Origin of the sequence: Burkholderia sp. 567, assembly GCF_040545115.1 — a bacterium.
In the GTDB taxonomy this organism is placed as follows: Bacteria; Pseudomonadota; Gammaproteobacteria; order Burkholderiales; family Burkholderiaceae; genus Burkholderia; species Burkholderia ambifaria.
The window spans coordinates 219,168-243,873 of the sequence record NZ_JBEPLG010000005.1 but is presented as its reverse complement, the minus strand read 5'-3'; the positions used below and the strand labels follow the sequence as shown (position 1 = coordinate 243,873).

The following is a 24,706-nucleotide window of genomic DNA, read 5'->3' as shown; positions in this document are numbered from 1 at the left end:
GCGTTACAGCGCGCGTGCGATCGCCTGCTCCAGCAGCGACAGGCCGAGATCGATCTCTTCGTCGCTGACGGTCAGCGGCGGCGCGATCCGGAACACGCCGCCCATGCCGGGCAACTGCACGATGTTCATGCTGAGCCCGAGCTTCATGCACTCGCGCGTGATCTTCGCGCCGAACCCGTCCGCCGGCTCCTTCGTCCGGCGATCCTTGACGATCTCGACGCCGAGCAGCAGCCCGCGTCCGCGCACGTCGCCGATGCAGTCGAAGCGCTCCATCAGATCGAGCAGCCCGCGCCGCAGCCGGTCGCCCATCACGTTCGCGCGCTGGACGAGGCCGTCGCGCTGCACCACGTCGAGCACGCGCAGGCCGACCGCGGCCGGCAATGGATCCGACACGTGCGTCGTATAGAACAGGTAGCCCAGTTCGTGCGCGCGCTCCTCGATTTGCGCGGACGTGACGACGGCCGCGAGCGGCAGCCCCGCGCCGAGCGTCTTCGACAGCGTGAGGATGTCGGGCGTCACGCCGTCGCGCTGGCACGCGAACATCGTGCCGGTGCGCCCGACGCCGGTTTGCGCTTCGTCGAGAATCAGCAGCATCCCGCGCGCCTCGCACTTGCGCTTGAGCGCCGCCATGTAGCCTTCCGGCAATTCGATGATGCCGCCCGAGCTGAGGATCGGCTCCGCGATGAACGCGGCGAGGTTGCCGCTCGACTGGCGATCGATCAGGTCGAATGCGTAGTCGAGTTCGGCGAGATAGTCGTACGTGCCGCCGCGCTCGAAGCGCGGCCGGTACGTGAACGGCGCCGGAATCGCGAACGAGCCGACGGCGGCCGGGCCGACACCCCTGCGGCCGGCGCTGTACGTGGCGGACGCCGCCGCGCCCGTCATCCCGTGCCACGACTGCGCGAAGCCGACGATCTCGTACTTGCCGGTGACGAGCTTCGCCATCCGGATCGCCGCTTCGTTCGATTCCGCGCCGGTGCTCAGCAGCAGCGCGCGATCGAGGCCGGGCGGCGTGATGTCGGCGAGGCGCGTCGCGAGATCGACGACCGGGCGCGACAGCATCCCGCTGAACAGGTGATCGAGCTTGCCCGCGTATTCGCCGATGACGGAGACGATCTCCGGATGGCTGTGGCCGAGCACCGCGCTCATCTGGCCCGACGTGAAATCGAGAATCGCGCGGCCGTCGGCGTCGTAGACGAAGCTGCCTTGCGCGCGCTCGATGATCATCGGCTCGAACGTGCCGCCGTAGCGGATCAAGTGCTGCCTGGCGTTGTGCCAGAAGGTGGCGTCGTCGTTCAGGGACATCGGGCTTCTCCGGACAGGGCCAAGGATCGCTTGCAGTCTAGGCGCCGGTCTGGTTTTATGGAAACGAATAGTTCTTATGCAAGGTAGAAACGGAGCTAATACCTTGGGACGTTTGCTCGAAATCGACCTGCTGCGCTCGTTCGTCGTCATCGCCGAGGTGCGCTCGCTCAGCCGTGCGGCGGCGCGGGTCGGCCGCACGCAGTCCGCGCTCAGCCAGCAGATGCGCAGGCTCGAGGAAAGCGTCGACCAGCCGCTATTCCAGCGCACCGGCCGCGGCGTGCTGCTGACGCACCCCGGCGAGCGGCTGCTCGTGCATGCGCAGCGGATCCTGCGGCAGCATGATGAGGCGATGGCTGATCTGTGCGGCACGGGGCTGTCGGGGACGATCCGGTTCGGCTGCCCGGACGATTACGCCCAAGTGTGGCTGCCGTCGCTGTTGCGGCAGTTTTCGAGCCAGCATCCGCAGGCGATCGTCGAGGTCGTGTGCGGGCCGACGCCGCGGCTCGTCGAGCAGTTGGAGAAGCGCGCAGTGGATCTGGCGATGATTTCCGTGCCGGATGATGGCGCGACGGGCGACATCATCCGTCGCGAGCAACTGGTCTGGATCGGCTATCCGGGCCTCGATGCCGCGCAGTTCGATCCGTTGCCGCTCGCGCTTTCCGATCCCGATACGCTCGACCACATCGCGGCCTGCGACACGCTGAACCGGCCCGGCCGCGACTATCGCGTCGCGTATGCGAGCAGCAGCCTTGCCGGGCTGATCGCCCTGGTGCGTTCGGGGCAGGCGTTCGCGGTGATGACGCAGACGGCGGTGCCGGCCGATCTGGCGATCCTCGCCGGCGATCGCGGGCTGCCGCCGCTGCCGGCGGTGGGCATTACGCTGCGCTTCGACCGGAAGCGGCCGTCGCATCTGACGGCTGCGTTTGCGGAGCATATTCGGCAAACGCTGCCGCTGCTTTGACGATCGACGCGAGTCAGTCGGCCGTCGACGACGCCGACATCCGCGTGCGGCCGGACGTATCCGCCGCCGCATCGCGCATGCGGATCGCCGCCCGCATCCCCGACAGCTTCAGTTCGGTTTCCTGATATTCGTTGACCGGTTCCGAATCGGCGACGATGCCGCAGCCTGCGAACAGCCGGCACGCACCGCCCGCGACGAGCGCCGAGCGCAGCGCGACGATGAAATCGCCGTTGCCGTGCGCATCGATCCAGCCGACCGGCGCTGCATACCAGCCGCGGTCGAAGCCTTCATGTGCGCGGATATGGTCGAGCGCCGGTGCGCGCGGATGGCCGGCCACCGCAGGCGTCGGGTGCAGCGCCGCGACGACCTGCAACAGCGTTGCCCCCGCATTCAGCGTCGCGCGGATCGGCGTGCTCAGGTGCTGAAGTTTCGGCAACCGGTGCAGCGACGGTTGGTCCGGCACGTCGAGTGCGCGCGACAGCGGCGCCAGCGCGGCACGGATGGCGTCGACGACGAGCGCATGTTCGAGCCGTTCCTTCGCGGAGGCCATCAACGCGGCGCCGAGTGCGCGATCGTCGTCGGGCGTGGCGCCGCGCCGCATCGTGCCGGCCAGCGCATGCGTGCGCACGCTGCCGGCCGCGACACGCGCGAGCCGTTCCGGCGTGGCGCCGACGAAGCATGCCCCTGCGCGACGAACCGCGAACAGGTGCGCGTGCGCGTCGCGCCGCCGCAGCCGGCGCAGCAGCGGCGCGATCGCGACGGGCCGCGCGTACTGTTCGAGTACGTCGCGGGCGAGCACGACCTTGCCGAACGTGCCGTCGTGAATCGCCTCCACCGCCCGACGGACTTCGTGCTGCCATTCGCGCGCCTGCAGCGCCTGCGTGTGCAGCAGGGACGGCGCATCGTCTTCCGCTGCCGTTGCGAGCGTACCGAGCGACTCGATCCGCGCAAGACACGCATGCGCGAGCGCGGCCGGATCGTCGTGGGCAGCGACGACCTGCTGACAGACGGCCCAGTGCGCATCGCCTTCGCGCACGATCAGCAGCCGCGCCAGCGTCATGCTCGCATCGGCGAACGGCGCCCAGTGCGCGCTGCGCGGGCCGTGTGAATCGAACCGGAAGCCGCCGACCAGGCGCGGCGGTTGCGGGCCGGCCGTGATCGCATCACGCACGAGCGTGCGCCAGCGCGCATCGATCTGCGCGAAGCGCGAATCGCCGGCGGCGCTCAGCTCGAGTGCGCAATCCCAGCCGTACAGCGTGACGGATGCATCGCCGGCTTCGTGGAAGCACCACGGCGTGACGCCGTCGTCCCAGGCAGCGATCAGGTCGAAGAAGTCGAGCGGGCGCAGCGGCACCGAGACCGACGCAAGCGTCGGCGTGCCGGTGGCGGCGGCACGGCGGGCCGCACGCGCGAACGTATCGTGCAGCAGCGGAAGGCCGACGTTCATGCGAGCCCCCGCTGTTGTCGCCAGTGTTGCGTTTGCTGCGTGATGTACCACGCGATGAGCTGCGCGAACAGCGTTTCGACGTAGTCGGCATCGACCCCGGCCTGTTCGGCCCAGCGACGCCGGTCGGGCAGCATCGCGGCCACCCGCTCCGGCGCGGCGATGCTCGCTTCGTTCGGCTTGAAGCGCGACGCCGCTTTCACGTACTGCATGCGCCGGCCGAGCGCGTCGATGATGTCGGCGTCCAGACGATCGATGGCTTCACGAATGTCGGGAAGCCCCGTGCAGGCGTCCGGTGTTTTCATGTGTACTCCTTTCCGTAACGAAGGGATTGGTCGATCCGTTCGACCAGATGTGCGATCACCGCCGGGTATTGGTGCCGCAGGTAGAAGTGATCGCCGTTGAACGTCTCGACGCGGATCGGGCGCGTCGCGACGTCCTGCCATGCATGCGCCTCGTCGTTGTCGAGCTCGGTATCGGCGAGTGGCAGCATCACGCCGAGCGGCGCATCGATGGGCGGTGGGCGGTCGCGCCGATACGTTTCGATCGCGCGGTAGTCGTGGCGGATCATCGGCAGGTAGATCGCGCGCATTTCGGGATCGGCCAGCAGCGCGGCGTGCTCGCCGGACAGCCGGGCGACATCGCCGGCGAGCGCGTCGTCGGATTGCAGGTGCAGATCCGACGGGCGCTGGCGATGCGGTGGCGGCAGCGCGGACACGGCCACGTAGAGCGGCGCGGCGCCGCGCGCCTCGAGCCGCACGGCGACCTCGTACGCGAGCGCCGCGCCGAGGCTGTGCCCGAACAGCACGAGCGGCGCGTGTGCATAGCGTTGCAGCGCGTCGGCGGCGGGGCCGGCGAGCGCGTCGATCGATGGCAGGCACGGCTCGCCGAAGCGTTCCTCGCGGCCGGGATACTGCAGCGCGAGCAGATCGACGTCCCACGGCAGCGCCCGGCTCCAGCCACGAAAGAAATTCGCGGTGCCGCCCGCATGCGGAAAGCAGACGAGCTGCGCGCGCGGGCACGGCGACAGCCGCAGCTCGCGAATCCAGTTCGAATCGGTCGGGCGCGCGCTCATGCGGCGGCCGCCAGCAACTGGCGGCGCAGCAGGTCGCGCAGCGATTTCTTGCTGGTCTTGCCGATGCCGGTTTCCGGAAAGCGCGGCATGAACTCGATGCGATCGGGGATCTTGAAGGCCGCGAGCCCGCAGTCGCGCAGGTAGCGTTTCAGCACCAGTCTGGACGGGGCAGGGACGCGTGCGACGACGAACGCGCAGGTCCGCTCGCCGAGCATCGGGTCGGGCATCGCGACGACCGCCGCGTCGTGCACCTGCGGATGCGCGAGCAACAGGTTCTCCACTTCCTCAGCGGAGACCTTCTCGCCGCCGCGGTTGATCTGGTCCTTGTCGCGCCCTTCGACGACGAGGTCGCCATCCACTGTGCGGCGCACGCGGTCGCCGCTGCGGTAGAAGCCGTCGGCGGTGAACGCCGTCGCGTCGTGCTCCGCGAGCCGGTAGTAGCCGCGTATCGTGTACGGGCCGCGTACCTGCAGTTCGCCGATTTCGCCGGGCGCGACCGGTGCGCCGGCTTCGTCGACGATGCGCACTTCGTCGCCGTCCGACACCGGGCGGCCCTGCGTGTGCGCGATGCGCTCGGGCGCATCGTCGAGCCGCGTGCAGCAGATGAGCCCTTCGGCCATGCCGAACACCTGCTGCAGCCGGCAGCCGAGCACGGGCGTCACGCGTGCGGCCGCGTGGTCCATCAGCCGCGCGCCACCCACCTGCAGCACGCGCAGGCTCGACAGGTCGGCCTGCCGTTGCGGCTGCTCGTCGAGCCACAGCAGCGCGAGCGGCGGCACGAGCGCGGTATGCGTGACGCGTTCCTGCGCAATCAGCGCGAAGCTCTGGTCGGGCTCGGGCCGCGCGGTCGTCACCACGCGGCCGCCCGCGAGCAGCGCGCCGATCGTGCCCGGGCAGCACAGCGTGAAGTTGTGCGCCATCGGCAACGCGGCGAGATAGACGGTGTCGGCATCGAAACCGCTCGCGGCGCTGCACGCACGCACGTTGTACAGGTACTCGCGATGGCGGCGCGGAATCAGCTTCGGTGTGCCGGTCGTGCCGCCCGACAGCTGGAAGCACGCGATGTCGTCGGCGCGTGCTGCGCAGTCGTGCACGGGCGGCGCGTCGTACAACGCGTCGAACGACGTGAACGCGTGATCGTCGCCCGCCATCACGATGTGCTCGAGCGTCGGGCAGTCGGCCTGCAATGCGGCCGCGAGCGGCCGGCAGTCGAAATCGCCGAGTGACGACGCGCCGAGGTACGCACGCGCACCGGCGAAGCGGCAGAACGCGCCGATCTCGTAATGACGGTGCGCGGGCAGCGCGAGCACCGGCCGCACGCCGAGCTGGAACAGCGCGAAGCACGTCTCGATGAAGCGCGCGCCGTTCGGCAACTGGACGACGACCGCGTCGCCGCGCGTGAGTCCGAGGCGCGCGAGGCCGCCCGCGAGGCGGCGAATGCGCGCCAGCAGATCGCGATAGACGAGCCGGCAGGCGCCGTCGACGATGGCGAGCGCGTCGGGATGGCGCTGCGCGCACGCGTCGAGCGCGTCGAAGAACGTCGTGTCCTGCCAGTAGCCGGCGTCACGGTAGCGGCGCGCGAAGTCGTCGGGCCAGTCCGGCGCGTCGGCCGGCACGGAGAAAGGGGAGGATTGCATGTGCTGACCTTGGGTTCCGGCACGTTGTCAGAAAATGTAAATGAGAGGTATTATCATTTGCAAACAGGTGCTGCGATAGCGACGTTTCTTTCGATACCGCGGCAATTTCGTTCGATCGGGCGCCGGTCGCGCGGCGCCCGCCCGGTCCGGCCGGACAATCGGCCGGTTGCCGCCGGCGCGCGCCGGTCCGCGCGTGCCGCCTAACCAACGGACCTCCGATGAGATCGACCTCCTTCGCTTCGCCACGACGTCATCCGCCGGTGCTCGTGCCCGGCAATCATCCGGGCGTCGTGCATATCGACGCGGGCATGAAACTCATGAGCGGCACGCTGTGCTCGGATAGCCGCGACTGGTACGAGGAGCCACTCGAAAAAGGGCTGAAGCTCGTCCTCGTGCAGAGCGGGCAACTGCGTTGCCGCGTGCCGGGCCAGCCCGAGCAATGCATCAAGGGGCCGGGCCTGTGCGTGATCGCCAACGACGGCGAATTCACGACGCACCAGATCTACGACCGCGATGTGCCGCTGCGCTACACGATCGTGCAGCTCGGTCTCGACGCGCTCGACCGCAACCTGAACCTGCTGCCGGAGAAGCTGCTCGCGCCGACGGGCGGTGATCCGCGCATCGTCAGTTGCCCGGCGTCGAAGGCGCTGCAGGCGCTTGCCGTGCAGATCGCCACCTGTCCGTTCGAGGGGGCGGTGCGCGAGTACTACCTGAAGGCGAAGGCGTTCGAGTTGACCGCGCTGAGTGCGCAGTTGCTCGCCACGCAGCGGCAATCCGCGCCGGCCGACGTGCGCGTCACGTCGTCGGATGTCGAGCGCGTGTATGCGGCGAGCGACATCCTGACGCGCGAGCTCCAGCATCCGCCGACGCTCGATGCGCTCGCGAGCCGCGTCGGGATGAATTCGCGCAAGCTGACGGCCGGCTTCCGCAAGGTGTTCGGCACGAGCGTGTACGCGTATCTGCAGGAATACCGGCTGCAGACCGCGCACGCGATGCTGTGTGCGGAGGATGCGAACGTGTCGACCGTCGCATACCGCGTCGGCTACAGCCCCGCGCATTTTTCGATCGCGTTCCGCAAGCGCTACGGCATTTCGCCGAGCGATATCCGCGTGTCGCCCACTGCGATCGACAGCGACGAACTGGCGGGCACGGCGATCTAAAAAAACTGACCGGCAGCCTAAAGGAATCGATCGGGCTCATGGGCGTGAATGAGATAGATTCTCATTCACAGGTGGCCGCCGCCGCGCGGACCCGCCGTCGAACGACCCATACAAGGCGCGCCCATGAGCCAGACCGCTGTCGATTCCACTACCGACCATTCCGATCCTTCCTGCTTTTCCTGCACTGACCTTCGCGCGCAACTCGTTGCGCTGATCGCCGGGTTGCTCGACGAAACCGTCGACGAGATCGCGTCGCTCGACGACGACGAGGACCTGCTGAGTTGCGGCCTCGATTCGATCCGGCTGATGTATCTGCAGACGCGCGTGAACCGGCTCGGCTACGCGCTGACGTTCGACGCGCTCGCGCGCACGCCGACCCTCGGCGCGTGGGTCGCGTTGCTCGCGAACGCGCCGCGCGTCGTGCACCCGACGCCCGAACTCGATGCCGCCGATGTCGATATCGACGTGCGTGCGCCGTTCGAGTTGTCCGCGGTGCAGCAGGCGTACTGGCTCGGCCGTGGTGACGGCGAAGTGCTCGGCAACGTCAGCTGCCACGCGTTTCTCGAATTCCGCAGCCGCGCGATCGATCCCGTTCGTCTCGACCACGCGTGCCGGCATGTACGCGAGCGCCATCCGATGCTGCGCGCGCGTTTCGACGGCGGCCGTCAGCAGATCGTCGCGGCGCCGGACACGCCTGTGTTCGCGCACGCGGACTGGCGCGACAGGACGATGGCCGATGCGCAAGCCGAATGGGCGTCGCTGCGCGCGTTCCGCTCGCACGAATGTCTCGATGTCGAGCATGCGCAAGTGTTCATGATGGGGCTCGCGCGGATGCCCGGCGGCGAGGATCGGGTGTGGCTGAGCGTCGACCTGCTCGCGGCAGACGTGGACAGCGTGCGGCTGCTGATGCAGGAGATCGGCGTTGCGTATGCGGAACCGTCGGCGCTGCCCGCTGCGCCTTCGACGTGGTTTCCAGCCTGGCTCGCACGTCGCGCGGCCGAGACGCGCGATGCGCGGGCCGCGGCGCGCGACGCATGGCAGGCACGGCTCGCGACGCTGCCGGAGGGGCCGGCGCTGCCGCTCGCCCGTGCGCCGGAAACGATACGCGCGCCGCGTTTCAGCCGCGTCGCGCATACGCTGAGCACGGACGAGCTCGCGCGCCTGCAGGCGCGGGCCGCGCAGCATGGCGTCACGTTGTCGTCGGTGTTCGGCGCGGCGTTCGCGGCGGTGCTCGCGCGCTGGAGCGGCCGGCATGCGTTCCTGCTCAACGTGCCGCTGTTCGACCGGCATGGCGATGCGCCCGATCTCGGCCGTGTCATCGCCGATTTCACGACGCTGTTGCTCGTCGAATGCGACGTGCGCGCCGAGGCGAGTGCGGCCGACGCGGTCCGCGCGTTCCACCAGCGGCTGCACGGCGCGATCGCGCAGGCCGCGTATCCGGCGCTCGACGTGCTGCGCGATGCGCGCCGGCAGGGCATGCCGCGCGCGGCGCCGGTCGTGTTCTCGTGCAATCTCGGCGACGCGCCGTTCGTGCCCGATGCGTTCGCGCGAGTGTTCGGCGATTTGCACGACATGATTTCGCAGACGCCCCAGGTGTGGCTCGACCATCAGCTGTATCGCGTGCCGGACGGCGCGCTGCTCGCGTGGGATAGCGTCGAAGGTTTGTTTCCGGACGGGATGATCGACGCGATGTTCGGCGCGTATGTCGCATTCGTGCAGGCGCTGTGCGATCGCGACTGGCGGCTGCCGATCGAGGTGGAGCTGCCGTCCGCGCAGCGGCGCGTGCGCGATGCGCTCAACGCGTTGCCGGCCCCCGGTCGCGCGCGCACGCTGCATCACGATTTCTTCGCGCTGGCTGCACGCGAGCCGGCCGCCGTTGCCGTGCGATGCGGCGATCGCGCGGTGACGCGCGGCGAACTGGCCGCGCAGGCGCTCGCGATCGCGGGCGGGTTGCGGGCGGCCGGAATCGGGCACGGCGATGCCGTCGAAATCAGCCTGCCGCGCGGGCCCGCGCAGGTCGCGGCCGTGTTCGGCGTGCTGGCTGCCGGCGCGTGCTACGTGCCGCTCGACATCGCGCAGCCGGTCGTGCGCAAGGCGCTGATCGAGCGCGCGGCGGGCGTGAAGGCCGTGATCGGCGACACCGCGTGCGCGGAGGGGCCGTCGCCGCATTTCGGCATCGCCGCGCTGTTGCGGCACGCGCCGCTGCCCGCGCCGCTTGCGGTTGCGCCGCAGGCCACGGCCTACGTGATCTATACGTCCGGGTCGACCGGCGTGCCGAAGGGCGTCGAGATGACGCATGCGGCGGCGATCAACACGATCGATGCGATCGACGCGCTGCTCGGCGTGAACGCGGACGACCGGCTGCTCGCGGTGTCGGCGCTCGATTTCGATCTGTCGGTGTACGACCTGTTCGGCGCGCTGGGTGCGGGCGCCGAACTCGTGCTGCCGACGCAGGACGAAGCGCGCGATGCCGCACGCTGGGTTGAACTGATTGCGCAGCACCGCGTCACGCTGTGGAACTCGGCGCCTGCGCTACTGGAAATGGCGCTGGCCGTGCCGGCGGCGAGCGACGCGTGCCGCAGCGTGCGCGCGGCGCTGCTGTCCGGCGACTGGATCGCGCTCGACCTGCCCGCGCGCCTGCGCGCCCGCTGCGGCACGGCATGCGCGTTCCACGCGCTCGGCGGCGCGACCGAAGCCGGCATCTGGTCGAACGTGCAGACGGTGTACGACGTACCGCCGCACTGGCGTTCGATTCCGTACGGCCGGCCGTTGCCGGGGCAGGCGTATCGCGTCGTCGATGCCGACGGGCGCGATGCGCCCGATTACGTGCCGGGCGAATTGCTGATCGGCGGCGACAGTCTCGCGCGCGGCTACCGGAACGATCCAGATCTGACCGCGCAGCGTTTCGTGCAGCACGCGTCGGGCCGCTGGTATCGCACCGGTGATCGCGGACGCTACTGGCCCGGCGGGACGCTCGAATTTCTTGGGCGCGAGGATCGGCAGGTGAAGGTCCGCGGGCACCGGATCGAACTCGGCGAGATCGAAGCGGCGCTGGCCGCGCATCCGCTGATCGACGGCGCGTGTGCGAGCGTCGTCCACGGCGAGGCCGCGCGCATCGTCGCGGCGTTCGTGCCGGCCGATCGCGCAGCCGGCACGGTGCCGTCGTCGCTCGCGGAAGCCGGCGTGGCCGACACGATGCAGGCGGAAGCGGCCGTCGCGAACGCCGTTGCCCGCCGGCTGCTCGACGGCGATGCGGGCCTGCCGCCGTCGCTGCGTGCGCATGGGCACGCGACGTGCGACGCATCGATTTCCGTCGACGATGCGCTCGAGCGGCTCGACTGGCAGGCAGCCGATCTCGACGATCTGACGGCAGCGCTGCGCGCGCTCGCCGCCGATCCGGATACCGCCGCGCAGCGCGTGCCGCTGGACCCGTGCGTGGCGCCGCTCGCGTTCGCGACGCGGTTGCCGGATGGCGCCCGCGCGCTGCGCGAGTTCGCCGTCGCGCTGGACGCGCAGGCCGCGGCACACACCGGTGCGTTGCGCGTCGCGGTGCTCGATGTCCGCGCCGGGCAGGCGCTCGATGCGGGGCTCGGCGTACTCGACGATTCGCGCTTCGACGTGACGCTGTTCGACGTGTCGCCGGGCCTGCTGCACAACGCCCAGGCACGCTTCACACGGACGATGCCCGCGCTGCAGACGATGCAGGACGGCTTGCTGCCCGCACGCCATCTCGGCGCATTCGATTGCGCGATCAGTTTTGCGGCTGCGCACCTGCGCGACGATCCGCGCGACACGTTCCGCATCGCCGCCGCGCTGCTCGCGCGGGACGGCCGCCTGCTGCTCGCCGACGTGCTGCGCGATTCGCCGCTGCGCGGACTCGTCGCGAGCGTCGCGGGCGATGCGTCGCTGCCGCGGCCGTTCGCCGACGATGGGCTCGCGGCGGCCGCCCACGCATGCGGTTTTGCGCTCGATGCGCAGAGCTGGTGCTCGGCGGCGTTCGCCTGCCTCGATGCGCGCCGGGTTGGCGAGCCGATCGCGCAGGCCGCGCTCGCCGACTGGCTGCGCGACCGGTTGCCCGACGCGATGCGCCCCGATGCGCTGTGGTTCCTGTCGCGCTGGCCGCTCAACGCGAACGGCAAGATCGACCGCCGGACAGTCGGGGATGCGCTCGCACGCGCGCTCGGCGACGCACCGGCCGCGCACGACGCATTCGTGCCGGCCGGCGAACGGCACGCGATATTGCTCGCGTGCTGGGAGCAGGCGCTGGGCCGCACGGCGAACGCGCGTGACGCGACCTTCTTCGCGCTCGGCGGCGACAGCCTGCTCGCGACGCGCCTGCTCGCGCAGCTGCGCGAGCGGCTCGGCGTGCGGATCGGGATGGCCGCGTTCTACCGGCAGCCGACGCTCGCCGGCCTCGCGGCGCAACTCGACGAACTGACGCCCGCGGCGCCCGCCGATGGCGACGCAGCGGGCGCGACGATCGAGGAGGGCGTGCTGTGAGCTTCGACGATGTGCTCGATCTGTGCCGCGAACGGCAAATCGAACTGTGGTGCGACGACGGCGGCCAGTTGCGCTATCGCGCACCGGCCGGCGCACTCGATGCGGATCTCGCCGCGCGCATCAAGGCCGAACGCGACGCGTTCGTCCGTTTCCTTCGGAACGGCGCGTGGCGCAGCGATCCGGCACGCCAGCATGAACGGTTCGCGCTGACGCCGGTGCAGGCCGCGTATGTGCTCGGCCGGCACGAATCGTTCGAGTTCGGCGGCAGTGCTTGCCATCTGTACGTCGAATACGACGAACGAACCGATCTCGACTGCGTACGCTTCGAAGCCGCATGGAATGCATGCGTCGCGCGGCATCCGATGCTGCGCGCGATCGTCGAGGACAACGCCTGGCAACGCGTGCTGCCCGACGTGCCGTGGCAGCCGCTCATCGTTCACGATCTGCACGAAGCCGACGCGAACGCATTCGGCGCCCACCTGAACCGCGTGCGCGAGCGCCTCGATCATGCGGTGCATGCGCTCGACCGCTGGCCGGTGCTGCAGCCGGAAGTGAGTCTCGGCCCGGATCGCGCGGTGCTGCATTTGTCCGTGGATTTCACGCTGATCGATTACGCGAGCCTGCAATTGCTGCTCGCCGAATGGCGGCGTCGCTACGACGATCCGCAATGGCGGCCCGAGCCGCTCGACGTGACGTTTCGCGACTACGTCATGCATGAAGCGCAGGCCGGCACGCGTGCCGACCATGCGCGCGATAGGGCGTGGTGGCTCGCGCGCATCGCCGATCTGCCGGCGCGCCCCGACCTGCCGGTCGTGCCCGCGAGGCAAACGGGCGCGCGACCCCGCTTCACGCATCGGCATGCGCGCCTCGATCGCGCGCAATGGGCCGCGCTGAGCGGCCATGCAAGCCGCTTCGGGCTGAGCGCGGCGAGCGTCGCGCTGGCCGCGTTCGCCGAGATCGTCGGGCGCTGGAGCCAGGCGCCGGCGTTCTGCCTGAACCTGACCGTGCTGAACCGTCCGCCCGTGCATCCGCGCATCGATGCGGTGCTCGGCGATTTCACCGCGCTGAGCCTGCTTGCCGTCGATGCGACGCACGGGCGCGATTTCGTCGAGCGTGCCCGCACGATCGGTGCGCGGATGTTCGACGATCTCGATCATCGCGCATTCACCGGCGTCGACGTGATGCGCGAACTCGCGCGGCGGCGCGGCAAGGATGCGGCATTGATGCCGGTGGTGTTCACGAGCGGTATCGGCAGCGTCGCACGCTTGCTCGGCGCGCACGCGGCGCGCGCCGAGCCGCCGCGCTACATGGTCAGCCAGACGCCGCAGGTGTGGCTCGACTGCCAGGTGACCGACCAGTTCGGCGGGCTGGAAATCGGCTGGGACGTGCGCGACGATCTGTTTCCGGACGGTATGCCCGCCGCGATGTTCGACGCGTATGTCGCGCTGCTCGGCCGGCTGGCCGACGATGCCGAATGGTGGTCGCGCGCGGGCGATGTCGTGCTGCCGCGCGCTTCGCCCGTCGCCGACACGCATCCCGACGCGCATCCCGACGCGGATGCGCATATCGCGGCCGGCTTCGCCGCGCAGGCGTTGCGCACGCCCGATGCGCCGGTCGTGATCGATGCGCAGGGCGCGCGCACGTACCGCGACGTCGCGCAACACGCGGCGGCGCTGCGTCACGCGCTCGAGCAAGGCGGCGTCGGCGTGGGCGATACCGTCGCGGTGCTGATGCCGAAGTGCGCGCACCAGCTCGCGGCCGTGCTTGCAATCGTCCAGGCGGGCGCCGCGTACGTCCCGGTCGACAGCCGCCAGCCGCTGTTGCGCCAGCAGGCGATTCTGCGCAATGCGCGGGTGCGCGCCGTCGTCAGCGTGCAGGCGCTCGCGTTTTCGCATGACGGTTGCGTGCGCATCGATATCGACGCGTTGCAGACGGATCCGCAATGGCCGCCGCGCGCTGCGTGCGACATTGCCCCCGATGCATTGGCTTACGTGATCTACACGTCGGGTTCCACCGGCGAGCCGAAGGGCGTGATGCTGAGCCACGCGGCGGTGTGCAACACGCTCGCCGACATCAGCGCGCGGCACGCGGTCGGCGCGGGCGACGTGGTACTGGGCCTGGCCGAACTGAGCTTCGACCTGTCCGTCTACGACTTTTTCGGCGCGACCGCGCGCGGTGCATGCATCGTGCTGCCCGATCCGGCGCGCGGCAACGATCCGTCGCACTGGGCCGAGCTGATGGTGCGTCATCGCGTGACGCTGTGGAACTCGGTGCCCGCGCAGGGGCAGATGCTGATCGACTACCTCGAAGGCGAACCGGCGCTCGACGTGCCGGGCCCGCGCCGCGTGCTGTGGTCGGGCGACTGGATTCCGGTGACGCTGCCGGCCCGCTGGTGGCGCCGCTGGCCCGACAGCGCGCTGTTCAGCCTCGGCGGCGCGACCGAAGCGTCGATCTGGTCGATCGAGCATCCGATCCGTCCGGAAGACACGCAACTCGCGAGCATTCCGTACGGCCGCGCGCTGACCGGCCAGACGATGGAAGTGCTCGATGCGCTCGGGCGGCCGTGCCCGCCGGGCGTGCGCGGCGAAATCCATATCGGCGGTGGGGGGCTCGCGACGGGCTACGCGAACGATCCCGTGCGTACGGCCGAACGGTTCATCCGTCATCCGGACGGGCGCCGGCTGTACCGCACCGGCGATCTCGGGCGCGTGCGCGCCGACGGCTCGCTCGAATTCCTCGGGCGGCAGGACGATCAGGTGAAGATTCGCGGCTACCGGATCGAGCTGGCCGAGATCGATGCGGCGCTGAGCACACATCCGCTCGTCGGCGCGGCGGCGACGATCGTGCTTGGCGAAGGCGCGGAGCGCCGGCTCGCGAGCTTCGTGTCGCTGCAGGGCGCGGAAACGCCCCCGACCGCGCAGGACGACGCGCTGGACAACGCGCTGCACGAGATCGCGACACGTGCGCGTGCGGCATTCGACACTGCGCGCTGGCCCGCGCAGGCCGATGTGTCGCGTTCGGTCGCGCAGCTCGAAACGGCGTGCGTGGCGTCGCTCGCGGCGTGGATCGTGCCCGGCGGCGGCTTGACGCGTGAAGGCCCGACCGGTTTTGCGACGCTGTGCGAGCGGCTGCGTGTGCCGGCGGCACGACGGCATCTGCTGCGCCACTGGCTCGCGATGCTCGTTGCGCATCGCGTGCTGGAGGCAGGCGGCGACGACGGCTGGCGCGTGCGGCCCGACGCGAGCCTGGTCGACGCACGTGCGTGCTGGGACGCGTTCGCGCAGTACGCGTCTCCCGAATTGTGGCCGCCCGTCCTCGTCGACTACTTCCGCGACAGCGCCGGATGCCTCGGCGCGCAGGTGGACGGCAGCGTGTCGCCGGCCGGCCTGATGTTCCCGGAAGGTGCTTCGCATATCGCCGAAGCAATGTACAGCGACGGCGCACATGCCCGCGCATTGCACCGCGGGATGGCGCAGGCCGTGCACGCAGTCGTCGCGCGCGCGCCGCAGCGCGCGTGGCGCATCCTCGAAATCGGCGCGGGCACGGCGGCCGCGACGCGTGCGATCGTCGATGTACTGGCGCCGCTGGTCGAGGCCGGCACGCGCATCGACTACCTGTTCAGCGACGTGTCGAGCTATTTCCTTGCGGCCGCGCGCGAGCGGTTCGCCGCGTATCCGTGGATGCGCTTCGTGCGCTTCGACATGAACGCGCCGTGCGATGCGCAGGGCATTGCCCCGCATTCGGTCGACATGACGATCAGTTCCGGCGCGCTGAACAATGCGCGCGATACGGTCGCGCTGATCGCTGGATTGCGCGCGCTGTCGGCGCCCGACGCGTAGTGGGTGATCCAGGAGCTGACGGCCGAGCATCCGGAAATCAGCATCAGCCAGGGGCTGATGATGGAGACGCCGGCCGACGCGCGGGCGGCATCGGCGCGCCTGTTCGTGCCGCACGCGCAGTGGCTCGAATGGCTGCAGGCGCAAGAAGGCGATCGCGCGCTCGGGTGTGTCGCGCCCGACACGCCGCTCGCCGCGCTCGGCTACGACCTCCTGATCGCACACGTGAAGCGCGGCGCCGCACGCATCGCGCCGGATACGCTGCTGTCGTTCGTGGCCGAGCGCGTGCCGCGCTACATGGTGCCGTCGCAACTGCGCGTGCTGGAACGTTTGCCCGTGACCGCGAACGGCAAGATCGACCGCCGTACGCTCGCCGGCATCGCCGATATTCGGGAACCGTCGCCGGTCGCGGCCCGGTCGGTCTCGACGCTGGCGGCCGATCCGCTGCTGGCACGGCTGATCGGCTTGTGGGAAACCGTGCTCGACATGCGCAACGTCACGCCGGATCAGGACTTTTTCGCCGCGGGTGGCGATTCGCTGCTGATCGCGCAACTCGTGTCGCGGCTGCGCGGCGACGAACCGCTAGCGCATCGACATCCGTTCGACCGGCTGCTGCGCTGGGTGCTCGCGCAGCCCACGCCGGCCGCATTCGCACAATGCCTGCGCGACGCGGACGAACCGCCGGCGGGCGCGACGCCGACCACCGTGCCTGCCGCATTGCGCACGCTGCAGGCATCGGCGGTCGTTCATGCGCCGGCGCCGCGCGTGCAGGCCAGCGTGCGGCCGATTCCGCTCGCGCCGGGCGACGGCGTGCCGCGCGTGATCGTGCACGAAGGGCTCGGGACCGTGCACGCCTATCGTCCGGTGCTTCCCGCGCTCGCGCGGCTCGGCCCGGTGCTGGGCTTCGCGGTGCGCGACGCGCAGGATTATCTCGACCTGCCGGTGCGTCACCTGAATGCGACGCTTGGCCGACGTTACGCGGAGGCGCTGTGGCGCAGCGGCGTGCGCGAGGTCGACGTGCTCGGCTATTGCTCGGGCGGGCTGGTCGCGCTGGAAATGGCGAAGTCGCTGGTGCAGCTGGGCGTCGCGGTGCGCACGCTCGACATCGTGTCGAGCTACCGGATTCCGTACCTGATCGAGGATGAACGGCTCGTGCTGTTCAACTTCGCGGCGACGCTCGGGCTGCCGGTCGACGCGCTCGGCTTTCCGGAAACGTACGTGCTGGCCGACGCGCTCGCCGGCGCATTGAAGGCCGACCCCGCGCGGCTCGCGCCCGGCAGCCTGCAGGCGCAGCTCGAAATCTTCGGTGATCGCTGCGAGCCGCTCGACGTGCTGCGCCGCCGCGTGTTGCGCGCGGCGGCCGGCCTGTCGACGCAGGACGAGGTCGCCCATCCGCTGCTCGACGAGCGCGAGCGGCTGTACCGGCTCTTCACGCATTCGGTGCAGGCATGCCACTGGACCGGCGATGCGCCGTATGCGGGCGCGCTGCGGCTGTTCGTGCCGGAGCGCTGCAATTCGCTGATTCCGCAGCAGCGCGCGGCGCTTACCGATTACTGGACGACGCAGGCGCTCGGCGGCATCACGGCCGTCGATATCCCCGGCGGCCATTTCGACTGCCTGAACGCCGCGTTCGTCGACACCCACCTGAAGGAGGCACGATGAAGGTCCATCCGCTGCCGGTCGTCGTAGCCGGCTCCCGTTTCGGTCAGTTCTATGCGGCGGGCCTCGCGGCATCCGGTTCGTATCACGTCGCCGGCATTCTCGGTCGGGGCAGCGCGCGCACGGCTGCACTGGCCGCGCGCGTCGGCGCGCCCGTGTTCGATCGCGTCGAAGCACTGCCGGACGACGTGCGCGTCGCATGCGTCGCCGTCGGCGGCGCGGCGCGTGGCGCGCAAGGCGCCGCGCTCGCGTGCCGGCTGCTCGAGCGCGGGATCGACGTCGTGATCGAGCATCCGCTGCTGCCCGACGAGTGGGACAGCGTGCTGCGCACCGCGTCGCGCCATGGCCGCCGCTGCCTGCTCAACAGTTTCTATCCGAACCTGCCGGTCGTCGCGCGCTTCATCGCGGTCGCGCGACGGTTGCGCGACACGAGCGCGCCCGTGCATGCGGACGTCGTCTGTTCGGTGCAGGCGAGCTACGCGACGCTCGACGTGCTCGCGGCCGCGTTGCAGGGTGTCGGGCCGTGGTCGGTCGAACCGCTCGGGCCGGCGCTGTCGTCGATGCGCGAATGTGCGATGGTGCTGGCCGAAACGCCAGTATCGCTCCGCGTGCACAACGAGATGGCGGCGGCCGACGACGGCAGGATGAGCATGCTGTTCGGTATCACGCTGACGACGGACGCCGGCACGTGGACGCTCGCGTCGCCGCACGGCCCGCTGTGGTGGGCGCCCGCGCTACGGGAGCCGGCGATGGACGAGGATGGGCTGTTCCCGATCTTCGGCGAGGTGGCCGGCGACGACATGCCGAGCATCCAGATCTGCGACGACGCACAGGACACGTGGGGCGAGATTCATGCGCGGAGCTGGCCGCAGGCGGCCGTGCGCGCGGTCGACCGCCTCGTGTCCGGCGAGGGGCTGCACGCATGCAACCAGCGTAGCATCGACGTGGCGCGCGTGTGGCAGCAATTGACCGCGCAACTCGGCTTTCCGGAGCAGCCGCCCGGCGATGCCTGTGCCGCAACGCTCGGCATGCTGCTGGAGCGTGCCGCATGAAAGGGCCATTGTTTTCGATGCTGCGGCCGTTCGCGGTGCCGCTCGTCGCGGCGGTGGTGTTGCAGGCGCTGGCCGGCATCGCGTCGCTCGTGCCGTGGCTCGCGCTTGCGCATCTCACCGACGCATGGCGCGTGTCGGCACAGCTCGATGCGGCGTCGCGCGGCTGGCTCGTCGCGGCCGTGGCGGCCGGCGCGTGCTGGCTGGGCGGCCAGACGGTCGCGCTGCATCTCACGCACCGCGTCGACGCCGACCTCGGCGATCGCTTGCGCAAGCGCCTGGCCGATCATCTGCAGTGCTTGCCGCTCGGCTGGTTCGTGCGCGCGGGCAGCGATCGCGTCGCCCGCCATATCGACCAGGACGTGCGTGCGCTGCACCAGCTCGTCGCGCATGCGCCGGCCGATCTCACGCAGCTCGTGGTCGTCCCGTGCGCGGCGCTCGCATGCCTGCTTTACCTGAATCCCGCGCTGCTGGCGTTCGCGCTCGTGCCGCTCGTCGCCGGCGCTGCGCTGTTCCGCTGGATGCGTTCGGCACGATTCGCGCCGGCCTTCGCGGCACGCAACACGGCGCTCGAACGGCTGATGGGCGATTACGCGCAACTCGCGCAGCATCCGGCGCTCGTGCGGCAGTATCCGGGCGCCGGCATCGAGGCAGCCGCGCTGGAGGCGACCGGGCGTTTCGCGCACGCGTTCGCCGCGTGGGTCGGCCGCATCGGCGGCCTCGGCGCGTGCACGCAGGTGCTGCTCGGCACGCCGTTTTTGCTTGCGTGGGTCGTGTTCGGCGCGACGTGGCTGACGGCCGGGCAGTTGCCGGCCGGCGCGCTGTGTGCGTTCGCGCTGCTGATGTGGGCGATCGCGGCGCCCGTGCGTGCGCTCGGTCATGGTGCCGATGCATTGCGCGAGGCGCGCGCGGCCGCCGCGCGGCTCGATGCGTTGCTCGCGCAGCCAGGGTTGCCAGAACCCGCCGACGGCGCTGCACAGGTGCCGCGCGATGCGTCGATCGAACTGCGCGGCGTACAGGTGGACATCGATGGCCAGCCGATCCTGCACGATATCGACGCGACGATCGCGGCCGGCACGACCACCGCGATCGTCGGGCCGTCGGGCGCGGGCAAGAGCACGCTGCTGATGCTGCTCGCCCGCTTCATGGATCCGGCTCGCGGCATGGTGCGGCTCGGTGGTGCCGAGCTGCGGCTGCTTGCGTCGGATACACGCCGCGAACAGATTGCGATGGTGTTCCAGCAGGCCACCGCGCTCGACGTGTCGATCGCGGCGAACATCGCGCTTTACCGGCCCGATGCCGATCGCGACGCGATTCGCGCCGCCGCGCGCGCGGCCTGTCTCGACGAACGCATTGACGCATTGCCGGGCGGCTACGACTGCGTGTGCGGGCGCGACGTGCGCCTGTCCGGTGGCGAATTGCAGCGGCTGTCGATCGCGCGTGCGCTGCTGTCGCGCGCGCCGGTGCTGCTGCTCGACGAACCGGCGTCGGCGCTCGATCCGCAAACCGGACGCGCATTGCGCAACGCGCTGCGGGCCGACACGCGTACGCGCGTGATCGTCAGCCACGATCTCGACGCGATCCGGCACGCGGACCAGATTCTCGTGATGGAACGCGGCTTCATCGTCGAGCGCGGCACGCATGTGGCGCTGCTGGACGCGCGCGGGCTGTATGCACGGCTGTGGCGCGAACACGGCGCCGCGAGCGCGGAGGCCGCATGATGACGACCTCGCTCAAACGTTTGCAGTGCCTGCCGCGCGATACGCGCCGCGCGTTGTGGCGCGGTGTCGGTTGGGCGGTGGCGGCCGCGTTGCTCGACGGCGCGTGCGGGCTGCTGCTCGTGCCGCTCATCCGTGCATGGTTCGACGGCGCGCATGCGGTCGCGCTGCACTGGATGATCGTGCTCGGCGCACTGACGCTGGGCCATGCGCTCGTGCTGTACGTGGCGCAACTCGGCGGCTATCGGGCGGGAGGCGCGCTGACTGTCGGCCTCGTCGAGCGCCTCGTGCAACACCTGCCGCGCATCGCGTCGCGGCAGGCCGTGCGCGACAGTCATCCGGCCGGGTTGCTGCGCGGGCCGGTCATGCAGGCGATGGGAATTCCCGCCCATCTGCTCGGGCCGTTGATCGGCGCGGTCGTCACGCCGCTCGCGGTCGTCGCCGGGCTCGCATGGATCGACTGGCGCATCGCGCTGTGCCTCGCGGCCGCGGCCGTGTTGCTGTTTGCGCTACTGGAGCGCGGCGGCGCCCGCACGCTCGCGTTCGAACAGGCGCGCGCCGCGGGCGATCGCGACATGGCCGTGCAGCTTCAGACCTTCGCTGCGCATCAGGGGGTGCTGCGCTTTGCGGGCAGGGACAGCGATGCGCGCGCGGCGCTGCAGCGCGCGTTCGACGAACAGCATCGCCGCACGCGTGCGCTGATGCGGCGTTCGCTGCCCATCGAACTCGGATTCGCGGGCGCGGTGCAGGGCGTGTTCGTCGCGATGCTGGTCGGCGGTGCGTGGGCCGTCGCGGCCGGCCGGCTCGACGCGGCGACGGCCGTGGCGGTGCTCGTGCTGCTCGTGCGCTTCATCGAGCCGCTCGCGCAGCTCACGCAGCTCGACCAGGCGCTGCGCGGCGGCTGGCGCGCACTCGACACGGTGCTCACGGTGCTGCACGCGCCGCGCTTCGACAGCCCGGAGCGCGGCACGCCGGTACACGACGCGAGCGTCGATGCGGTGCGCGTCGGCTATCGGACGGCGGGCGGCGCGACGCTGCTCGACGGGATCGACCTGCATTGCCCGGCGGGCGGTTTCGTCGCGATCGTCGGCCCCACCGGCGCGGGCAAGAGCACGCTGCTCGGCCTGCTCGCGCGGCTCGACGATCCGTGCACCGGGCGCGTGCTGCTCGGCCGTTCCGACGTGCGGCACCTGAGCGAGGCGACGCTCGCCGCGACGCGCAACCTCGTGTTCCAGGACAACGCGCTGTTTCGCGGCAGCCTTGCGTGGAACGTGCGGATGGGGCGGCCGGACGCGACCGATGCCGAGCTGCGCGCCGCGCTGGACGCGGTCGGCCTGCTGCACGAAGCCGAGCGCCTGCCGGACGGGCTCGATACCGACGTCGGGCCGGGCGGCCAGTTGCTGTCGGGCGGGCAGCGGCAGCGTGCATGCCTCGCACGTGCGCTGCTTGCGCGGGCGCCGGTGCTGATGTTCGACGAACCGACCGCCAGCCTCGACGAATTGAGCGCGCGGCGCGTGCGCGACAGTCTCGTCACGCTGCGCGGGCAGCGAACGCGCATCGTCGTCACGCACCAGCCGGCGCTCGCGGCGGCGGCCGACACGATCGTCGTGCTCGACGCCGGCCGCGTGCGGGCGACCGGCACGCATGCGCAGCTGGTCGAAGCCGATGCGTGGTACGCGACGTTCGCCCGCGCGGGGCGGCCGCACGACGGCGCGCCGCCCGCTGGCACGGACGCGCAAATCTGTCCGGCCGAATCCGGACACTGACGTAAACAATGCGGGCCACCATGTCCGGAATCGATAGGAAAAGCCCCTGGATCGAAAAATCGCCTGCCGGTTCTAATTGATAATGAGAATGATTATCAAATGCGGGGGCGCAGATGCGGTACGAGGTACGGGAACCTGAGAGATCGATGATGAAGGGCGGGCGTGTCGCCCGTTTCGGGCGCTGGCGTCCGTCGCTGTATCTCGGCCTGCTGATCGCCGCGCATCCGGCGGCGGTGTTCGCCGATGCGGCGCCGACGGTCGACGCGGAAGTCCGGAAGGACGAGGCGGCCGCCGCGCCGGCTGCCGGTGGCGAGTTGAAGGCGATTTCGGTGAATGCGTCGCGGCGCGTGGCCGACGATCCGTCGGTGGCGACGGTCGGCAAGATGCCGCTTGCGTTGCGCGAGATTCCGCAGTCGGTCAGCGTGACGACGCGCGAGCGCATCGACCAGCAGAACCTGTTCTCGCTCGACGAGGTGATGCAGCAATCGGCCGGCGTGACCATTCAGCCCTACGTGCTGCTCACCACCGCGTATTTCGTGCGCGGCTTCAAGGTCGATTCGTTCGAGTTCGACGGCGTGCCTGTGGTGATCGGCGACATGGCGAGCGCGCCGCAGGACATCTCGGTGTACGAGCGTGTGGAAATCCTGCGCGGCGCGAACGGGCTGCTGCACGGCTCGGGCAATCCCGCCGCGACCGTCAACCTGGTACGCAAGCGCCCGCAATACCAGTTTTCCGCGCATGCGACCGCGAGCGTCGGCAGTTGGGACCGCTACCGCGCGGAGGCCGACATCGGCGGCCCGCTCAACGCGGCCGGCACCGTGCGCAGCCGGCTCGTCGCCGCGTACGAGGATCGCCACTTCTTCTACGACCATGCGAAGCAGGACACGCGTTCGATCTACAGCGTCACGGAAGTCGACGTGACGCGCGACACGCTGCTCACGTTCGGTGCGCAGTACCAGACGACATCGTCGGTGCCCGACATGTCGGGCGTGCCGAGGGCGCGCGACGGATCGAGCCTCGGCCTGTCGCGCTCGACGTTCCTCGACACCGCGTGGGGCCGCTTCAACTGGGACACGACGCGCGCGTTCGCGTCGGTCGAACAGAAGCTCGGCGCCGGGTGGAAGGCGAAGGTGAGCGGCGAATACCAGAGCGTGCGCTCGGACCTGAAATACGCGGGTTCGTTCGGTACGATCGATCCGGCGACGGGCGCGGGCGGCCGGCTCACCGGCGCCGCGTACCAGTTCAGCACCTACAGCCGCAGCCTCGATGCGAACGTGCAGGGCCCCGTGCATGCGTTCGGGCTCACGCACGACCTGTTGTTCGGCATCACGTACGCGAACAGCCGCAGCGGGCAGATGACGGCGCCGCTGCTCGGCAACGTAGCCGGCACGCCGGTGAACGTGTATCGGTGGAACCCGAGCAGCGTGCCCGAGCCCGGCATCGGCCCCTATCAACAATCCCAGCAGAACGACATTTCGCAGAAGGGCGTCTACGGGCTCGGCCGCATCAAGCTCGCGGAACCGGTGACGCTCGTGCTCGGCGGCCGGATGAGCTGGTGGGATCAGGACAGCCTCGGCGCGCACTACAACACCGGCCACCAGTTCACGCCGTACGGCGGGCTGATCTGGGATTTCGCGCGCGACTGGTCGTGGTACGCGAGCTATGCCGAAGTGTTCCAGCCGCAGACCAAGTCGATGTGGGGCGGCGGGATCCTGACGCCGGTGAAAGGGCGCACCTACGAGACGGGCGTGAAGGGCGAACTGGCGGGCGGCAAGCTCAACGTGTCGCTCGCGGCGTTCCGCATCGACCTCGACAACAATCCGCAGGTCGACAACGCACATCCGTGCGCGGGGCCGAGCTGCTACTACGTGAACGGCGGCAGCGTGCGCAGCCAGGGCTTCGAGTTCGAGGCGAACGGCCGCATCACGCCGTGGTGGACCGTGTGGGCAAGCTATACGTACGACACGATGCGTTATGCGGACAACCTCGCGAACGCGGGTTCGTCGTTTTCGCCGCTGCTGAACCCGCGTCACCTGTTCCGGCTGTGGACCAACTACGACCTGCCTTGGCAGGAGCGGCGCTGGAGCATCGGCGGCGGCGTGCAGGTGCAGAGCAATTACTCGGCGCAGGCAAACGGCGTGACGATGAGCCAGGGCGGCTACGCACTCGCGAGCGTGCGGCTCGGCTACCGCTACGACAAGCACTGGAGTGCCGCGCTCAACGTCAACAACCTGTTCGACCGCAACTACTACCTGAGCCTGAGCCAGCCGGGCTGGAACAACCGTTACGGGGAACCGCGCAACGTGATGCTGACCGTGCGCGGGCAATTCTGATGGCGCGCGGCTGGGGCACGCAGGCGGCGATTGCGATCGGCGGCGTGCTGCCGGGGGCCGTCGCGCTCGCGCTCACGCTGGCCCGTCATTACCCCGATGACGGCTTGAACCGGCTCTACGCGGCCGTGCTGCTGACGCTCGCCGCGAGCGTCGGCGTGCTGCTGTGGGTGCTCGTCGCGCCCGGCTGGCGGCAGGCCGCATGGCGCGCGGGTGTGTGGCTCGCGGTGCTCGTGCCGTGCGCGATGTTCTGGGGAGGCCACTGA

General features: G+C 70.2%; 13 protein-coding genes and 1 pseudogene. 9 read left to right on the top strand and 5 right to left on the bottom strand.

What is annotated here, in order from left to right:
• Nucleotides 1–3: 3 nt before the first annotated feature.
• The gene (locus ABIC50_RS16895) at nt 4–1,305 is read right to left on the bottom strand and encodes an aspartate aminotransferase family protein (RefSeq protein WP_354165589.1); all 1,302 of its coding nucleotides are present in this window, start codon (nt 1,303–1,305) and stop codon (nt 4–6) included.
• A 76-nt stretch (nt 1,306–1,381) separates the two neighbouring features.
• Here ABIC50_RS16895 and ABIC50_RS16890 point away from each other — a divergent pair, with 76 nt between their 5' ends.
• Nucleotides 1,382–2,266 carry a LysR family transcriptional regulator gene (locus ABIC50_RS16890; protein ID WP_354165587.1) on the top strand — a complete coding sequence of 295 codons (885 nt, stop codon included), beginning with the start codon at nt 1,382–1,384 and terminating at the stop codon, nt 2,264–2,266.
• A 13-nt stretch (nt 2,267–2,279) separates the two neighbouring features.
• Here ABIC50_RS16890 and ABIC50_RS16885 read toward each other — a convergent pair whose 3' ends face one another.
• The 4 genes from ABIC50_RS16885 to ABIC50_RS16870 are packed head-to-tail and all read right to left on the bottom strand — an operon-like array spanning nt 2,280 to nt 6,422.
• Entirely contained in the window at nt 2,280–3,713 is a 1,434-nt protein-coding gene (locus ABIC50_RS16885) for an isochorismate synthase (RefSeq protein WP_354165585.1), read from the bottom strand.
• Nucleotides 3,710–4,015, bottom strand: coding sequence for an isochorismate lyase (locus ABIC50_RS16880; RefSeq protein WP_229081567.1), 306 nt, complete (start codon nt 4,013–4,015; stop codon nt 3,710–3,712). Before ABIC50_RS16880 ends, ABIC50_RS16885 begins: the two co-directional genes overlap by 4 nt.
• Nucleotides 4,012–4,785 carry a thioesterase II family protein gene (locus ABIC50_RS16875; RefSeq protein ID WP_354165582.1) on the bottom strand — a complete coding sequence of 258 codons (774 nt, stop codon included), beginning with the start codon at nt 4,783–4,785 and terminating at the stop codon, nt 4,012–4,014. The genes ABIC50_RS16880 and ABIC50_RS16875 overlap by 4 nt, the downstream gene beginning before the upstream one ends.
• Nucleotides 4,782–6,422 carry a (2,3-dihydroxybenzoyl)adenylate synthase gene (locus ABIC50_RS16870; protein WP_354165580.1) on the bottom strand — a complete coding sequence of 547 codons (1,641 nt, stop codon included), beginning with the start codon at nt 6,420–6,422 and terminating at the stop codon, nt 4,782–4,784. Before ABIC50_RS16870 ends, ABIC50_RS16875 begins: the two co-directional genes overlap by 4 nt.
• Before the next feature lie 218 nt (nt 6,423–6,640).
• Here ABIC50_RS16870 and ABIC50_RS16865 point away from each other — a divergent pair, with 218 nt between their 5' ends.
• The 8 genes and pseudogenes from ABIC50_RS16865 to ABIC50_RS16830 all read left to right on the top strand — a co-directional run bounded on the left by ABIC50_RS16865 (nt 6,641) and on the right by ABIC50_RS16830 (nt 24,706).
• Entirely contained in the window at nt 6,641–7,582 is a 942-nt protein-coding gene (locus ABIC50_RS16865) for a helix-turn-helix transcriptional regulator (RefSeq protein WP_354165578.1), read from the top strand.
• A gap of 123 nt (nt 7,583–7,705) precedes the next feature.
• Complete coding sequence (locus ABIC50_RS16860) at nt 7,706–12,082, top strand: non-ribosomal peptide synthetase (protein WP_354165576.1); 4,377 nt, start codon at nt 7,706–7,708, stop codon at nt 12,080–12,082.
• Nucleotides 12,079–17,580, top strand: a pseudogene (locus ABIC50_RS16855) (non-ribosomal peptide synthetase). The gene ABIC50_RS16860 and the pseudogene ABIC50_RS16855 overlap by 4 nt, the downstream one beginning before the upstream one ends.
• Complete coding sequence (locus ABIC50_RS16850; protein ID WP_354165573.1) at nt 17,577–18,629, top strand: Gfo/Idh/MocA family oxidoreductase; 1,053 nt, start codon at nt 17,577–17,579, stop codon at nt 18,627–18,629. Before ABIC50_RS16855 ends, ABIC50_RS16850 begins: the two are co-directional and overlap by 4 nt.
• Nucleotides 18,626–20,347, top strand: coding sequence for an ABC transporter ATP-binding protein (locus ABIC50_RS16845; RefSeq protein WP_354165571.1), 1,722 nt, complete (start codon nt 18,626–18,628; stop codon nt 20,345–20,347). The genes ABIC50_RS16850 and ABIC50_RS16845 overlap by 4 nt, the downstream gene beginning before the upstream one ends.
• Nucleotides 20,347–22,110 carry an ABC transporter ATP-binding protein gene (locus ABIC50_RS16840; protein ID WP_354165907.1) on the top strand — a complete coding sequence of 588 codons (1,764 nt, stop codon included), beginning with the start codon at nt 20,347–20,349 and terminating at the stop codon, nt 22,108–22,110. Before ABIC50_RS16845 ends, ABIC50_RS16840 begins: the two co-directional genes overlap by 1 nt.
• Before the next feature lie 113 nt (nt 22,111–22,223).
• Nucleotides 22,224–24,443 (top strand): TonB-dependent siderophore receptor, encoded by a 2,220-nt coding sequence (locus ABIC50_RS16835; RefSeq protein ID WP_354165568.1) that lies wholly within the window; start codon nt 22,224–22,226, stop codon nt 24,441–24,443.
• Nucleotides 24,443–24,706 carry a hypothetical protein gene (locus tag ABIC50_RS16830; protein WP_354165565.1) on the top strand — a complete coding sequence of 88 codons (264 nt, stop codon included), beginning with the start codon at nt 24,443–24,445 and terminating at the stop codon, nt 24,704–24,706. Before ABIC50_RS16835 ends, ABIC50_RS16830 begins: the two co-directional genes overlap by 1 nt.

Excerpts from the sequence above, each read along its gene's own strand:
- ABIC50_RS16895 (WP_354165589.1), bottom strand. The coding sequence starts at position 1,305 with ATGTCCCTGAACGACGACGCCACCTTCTGGCACAACGCCAGGCAGCAC.
- ABIC50_RS16890 (WP_354165587.1), top strand. The coding sequence starts at position 1,382 with ATGCAAGGTAGAAACGGAGCTAATACCTTGGGACGTTTGCTCGAAATC.
- ABIC50_RS16885 (WP_354165585.1), bottom strand. The coding sequence starts at position 3,713 with ATGAACGTCGGCCTTCCGCTGCTGCACGATACGTTCGCGCGTGCGGCC.
- ABIC50_RS16880 (WP_229081567.1), bottom strand. The coding sequence starts at position 4,015 with ATGAAAACACCGGACGCCTGCACGGGGCTTCCCGACATTCGTGAAGCC.
- ABIC50_RS16875 (WP_354165582.1), bottom strand. The coding sequence starts at position 4,785 with ATGAGCGCGCGCCCGACCGATTCGAACTGGATTCGCGAGCTGCGGCTG.
- ABIC50_RS16870 (WP_354165580.1), bottom strand. The coding sequence starts at position 6,422 with ATGCAATCCTCCCCTTTCTCCGTGCCGGCCGACGCGCCGGACTGGCCC.
- ABIC50_RS16865 (WP_354165578.1), top strand. The coding sequence starts at position 6,641 with ATGAGATCGACCTCCTTCGCTTCGCCACGACGTCATCCGCCGGTGCTC.
- ABIC50_RS16860 (WP_354165576.1), top strand. The coding sequence starts at position 7,706 with ATGAGCCAGACCGCTGTCGATTCCACTACCGACCATTCCGATCCTTCC.
- ABIC50_RS16850 (WP_354165573.1), top strand. The coding sequence starts at position 17,577 with ATGAAGGTCCATCCGCTGCCGGTCGTCGTAGCCGGCTCCCGTTTCGGT.
- ABIC50_RS16845 (WP_354165571.1), top strand. The coding sequence starts at position 18,626 with ATGAAAGGGCCATTGTTTTCGATGCTGCGGCCGTTCGCGGTGCCGCTC.
- ABIC50_RS16840 (WP_354165907.1), top strand. The coding sequence starts at position 20,347 with ATGACGACCTCGCTCAAACGTTTGCAGTGCCTGCCGCGCGATACGCGC.
- ABIC50_RS16835 (WP_354165568.1), top strand. The coding sequence starts at position 22,224 with ATGCGGTACGAGGTACGGGAACCTGAGAGATCGATGATGAAGGGCGGG.
- ABIC50_RS16830 (WP_354165565.1), top strand. The coding sequence starts at position 24,443 with ATGGCGCGCGGCTGGGGCACGCAGGCGGCGATTGCGATCGGCGGCGTG.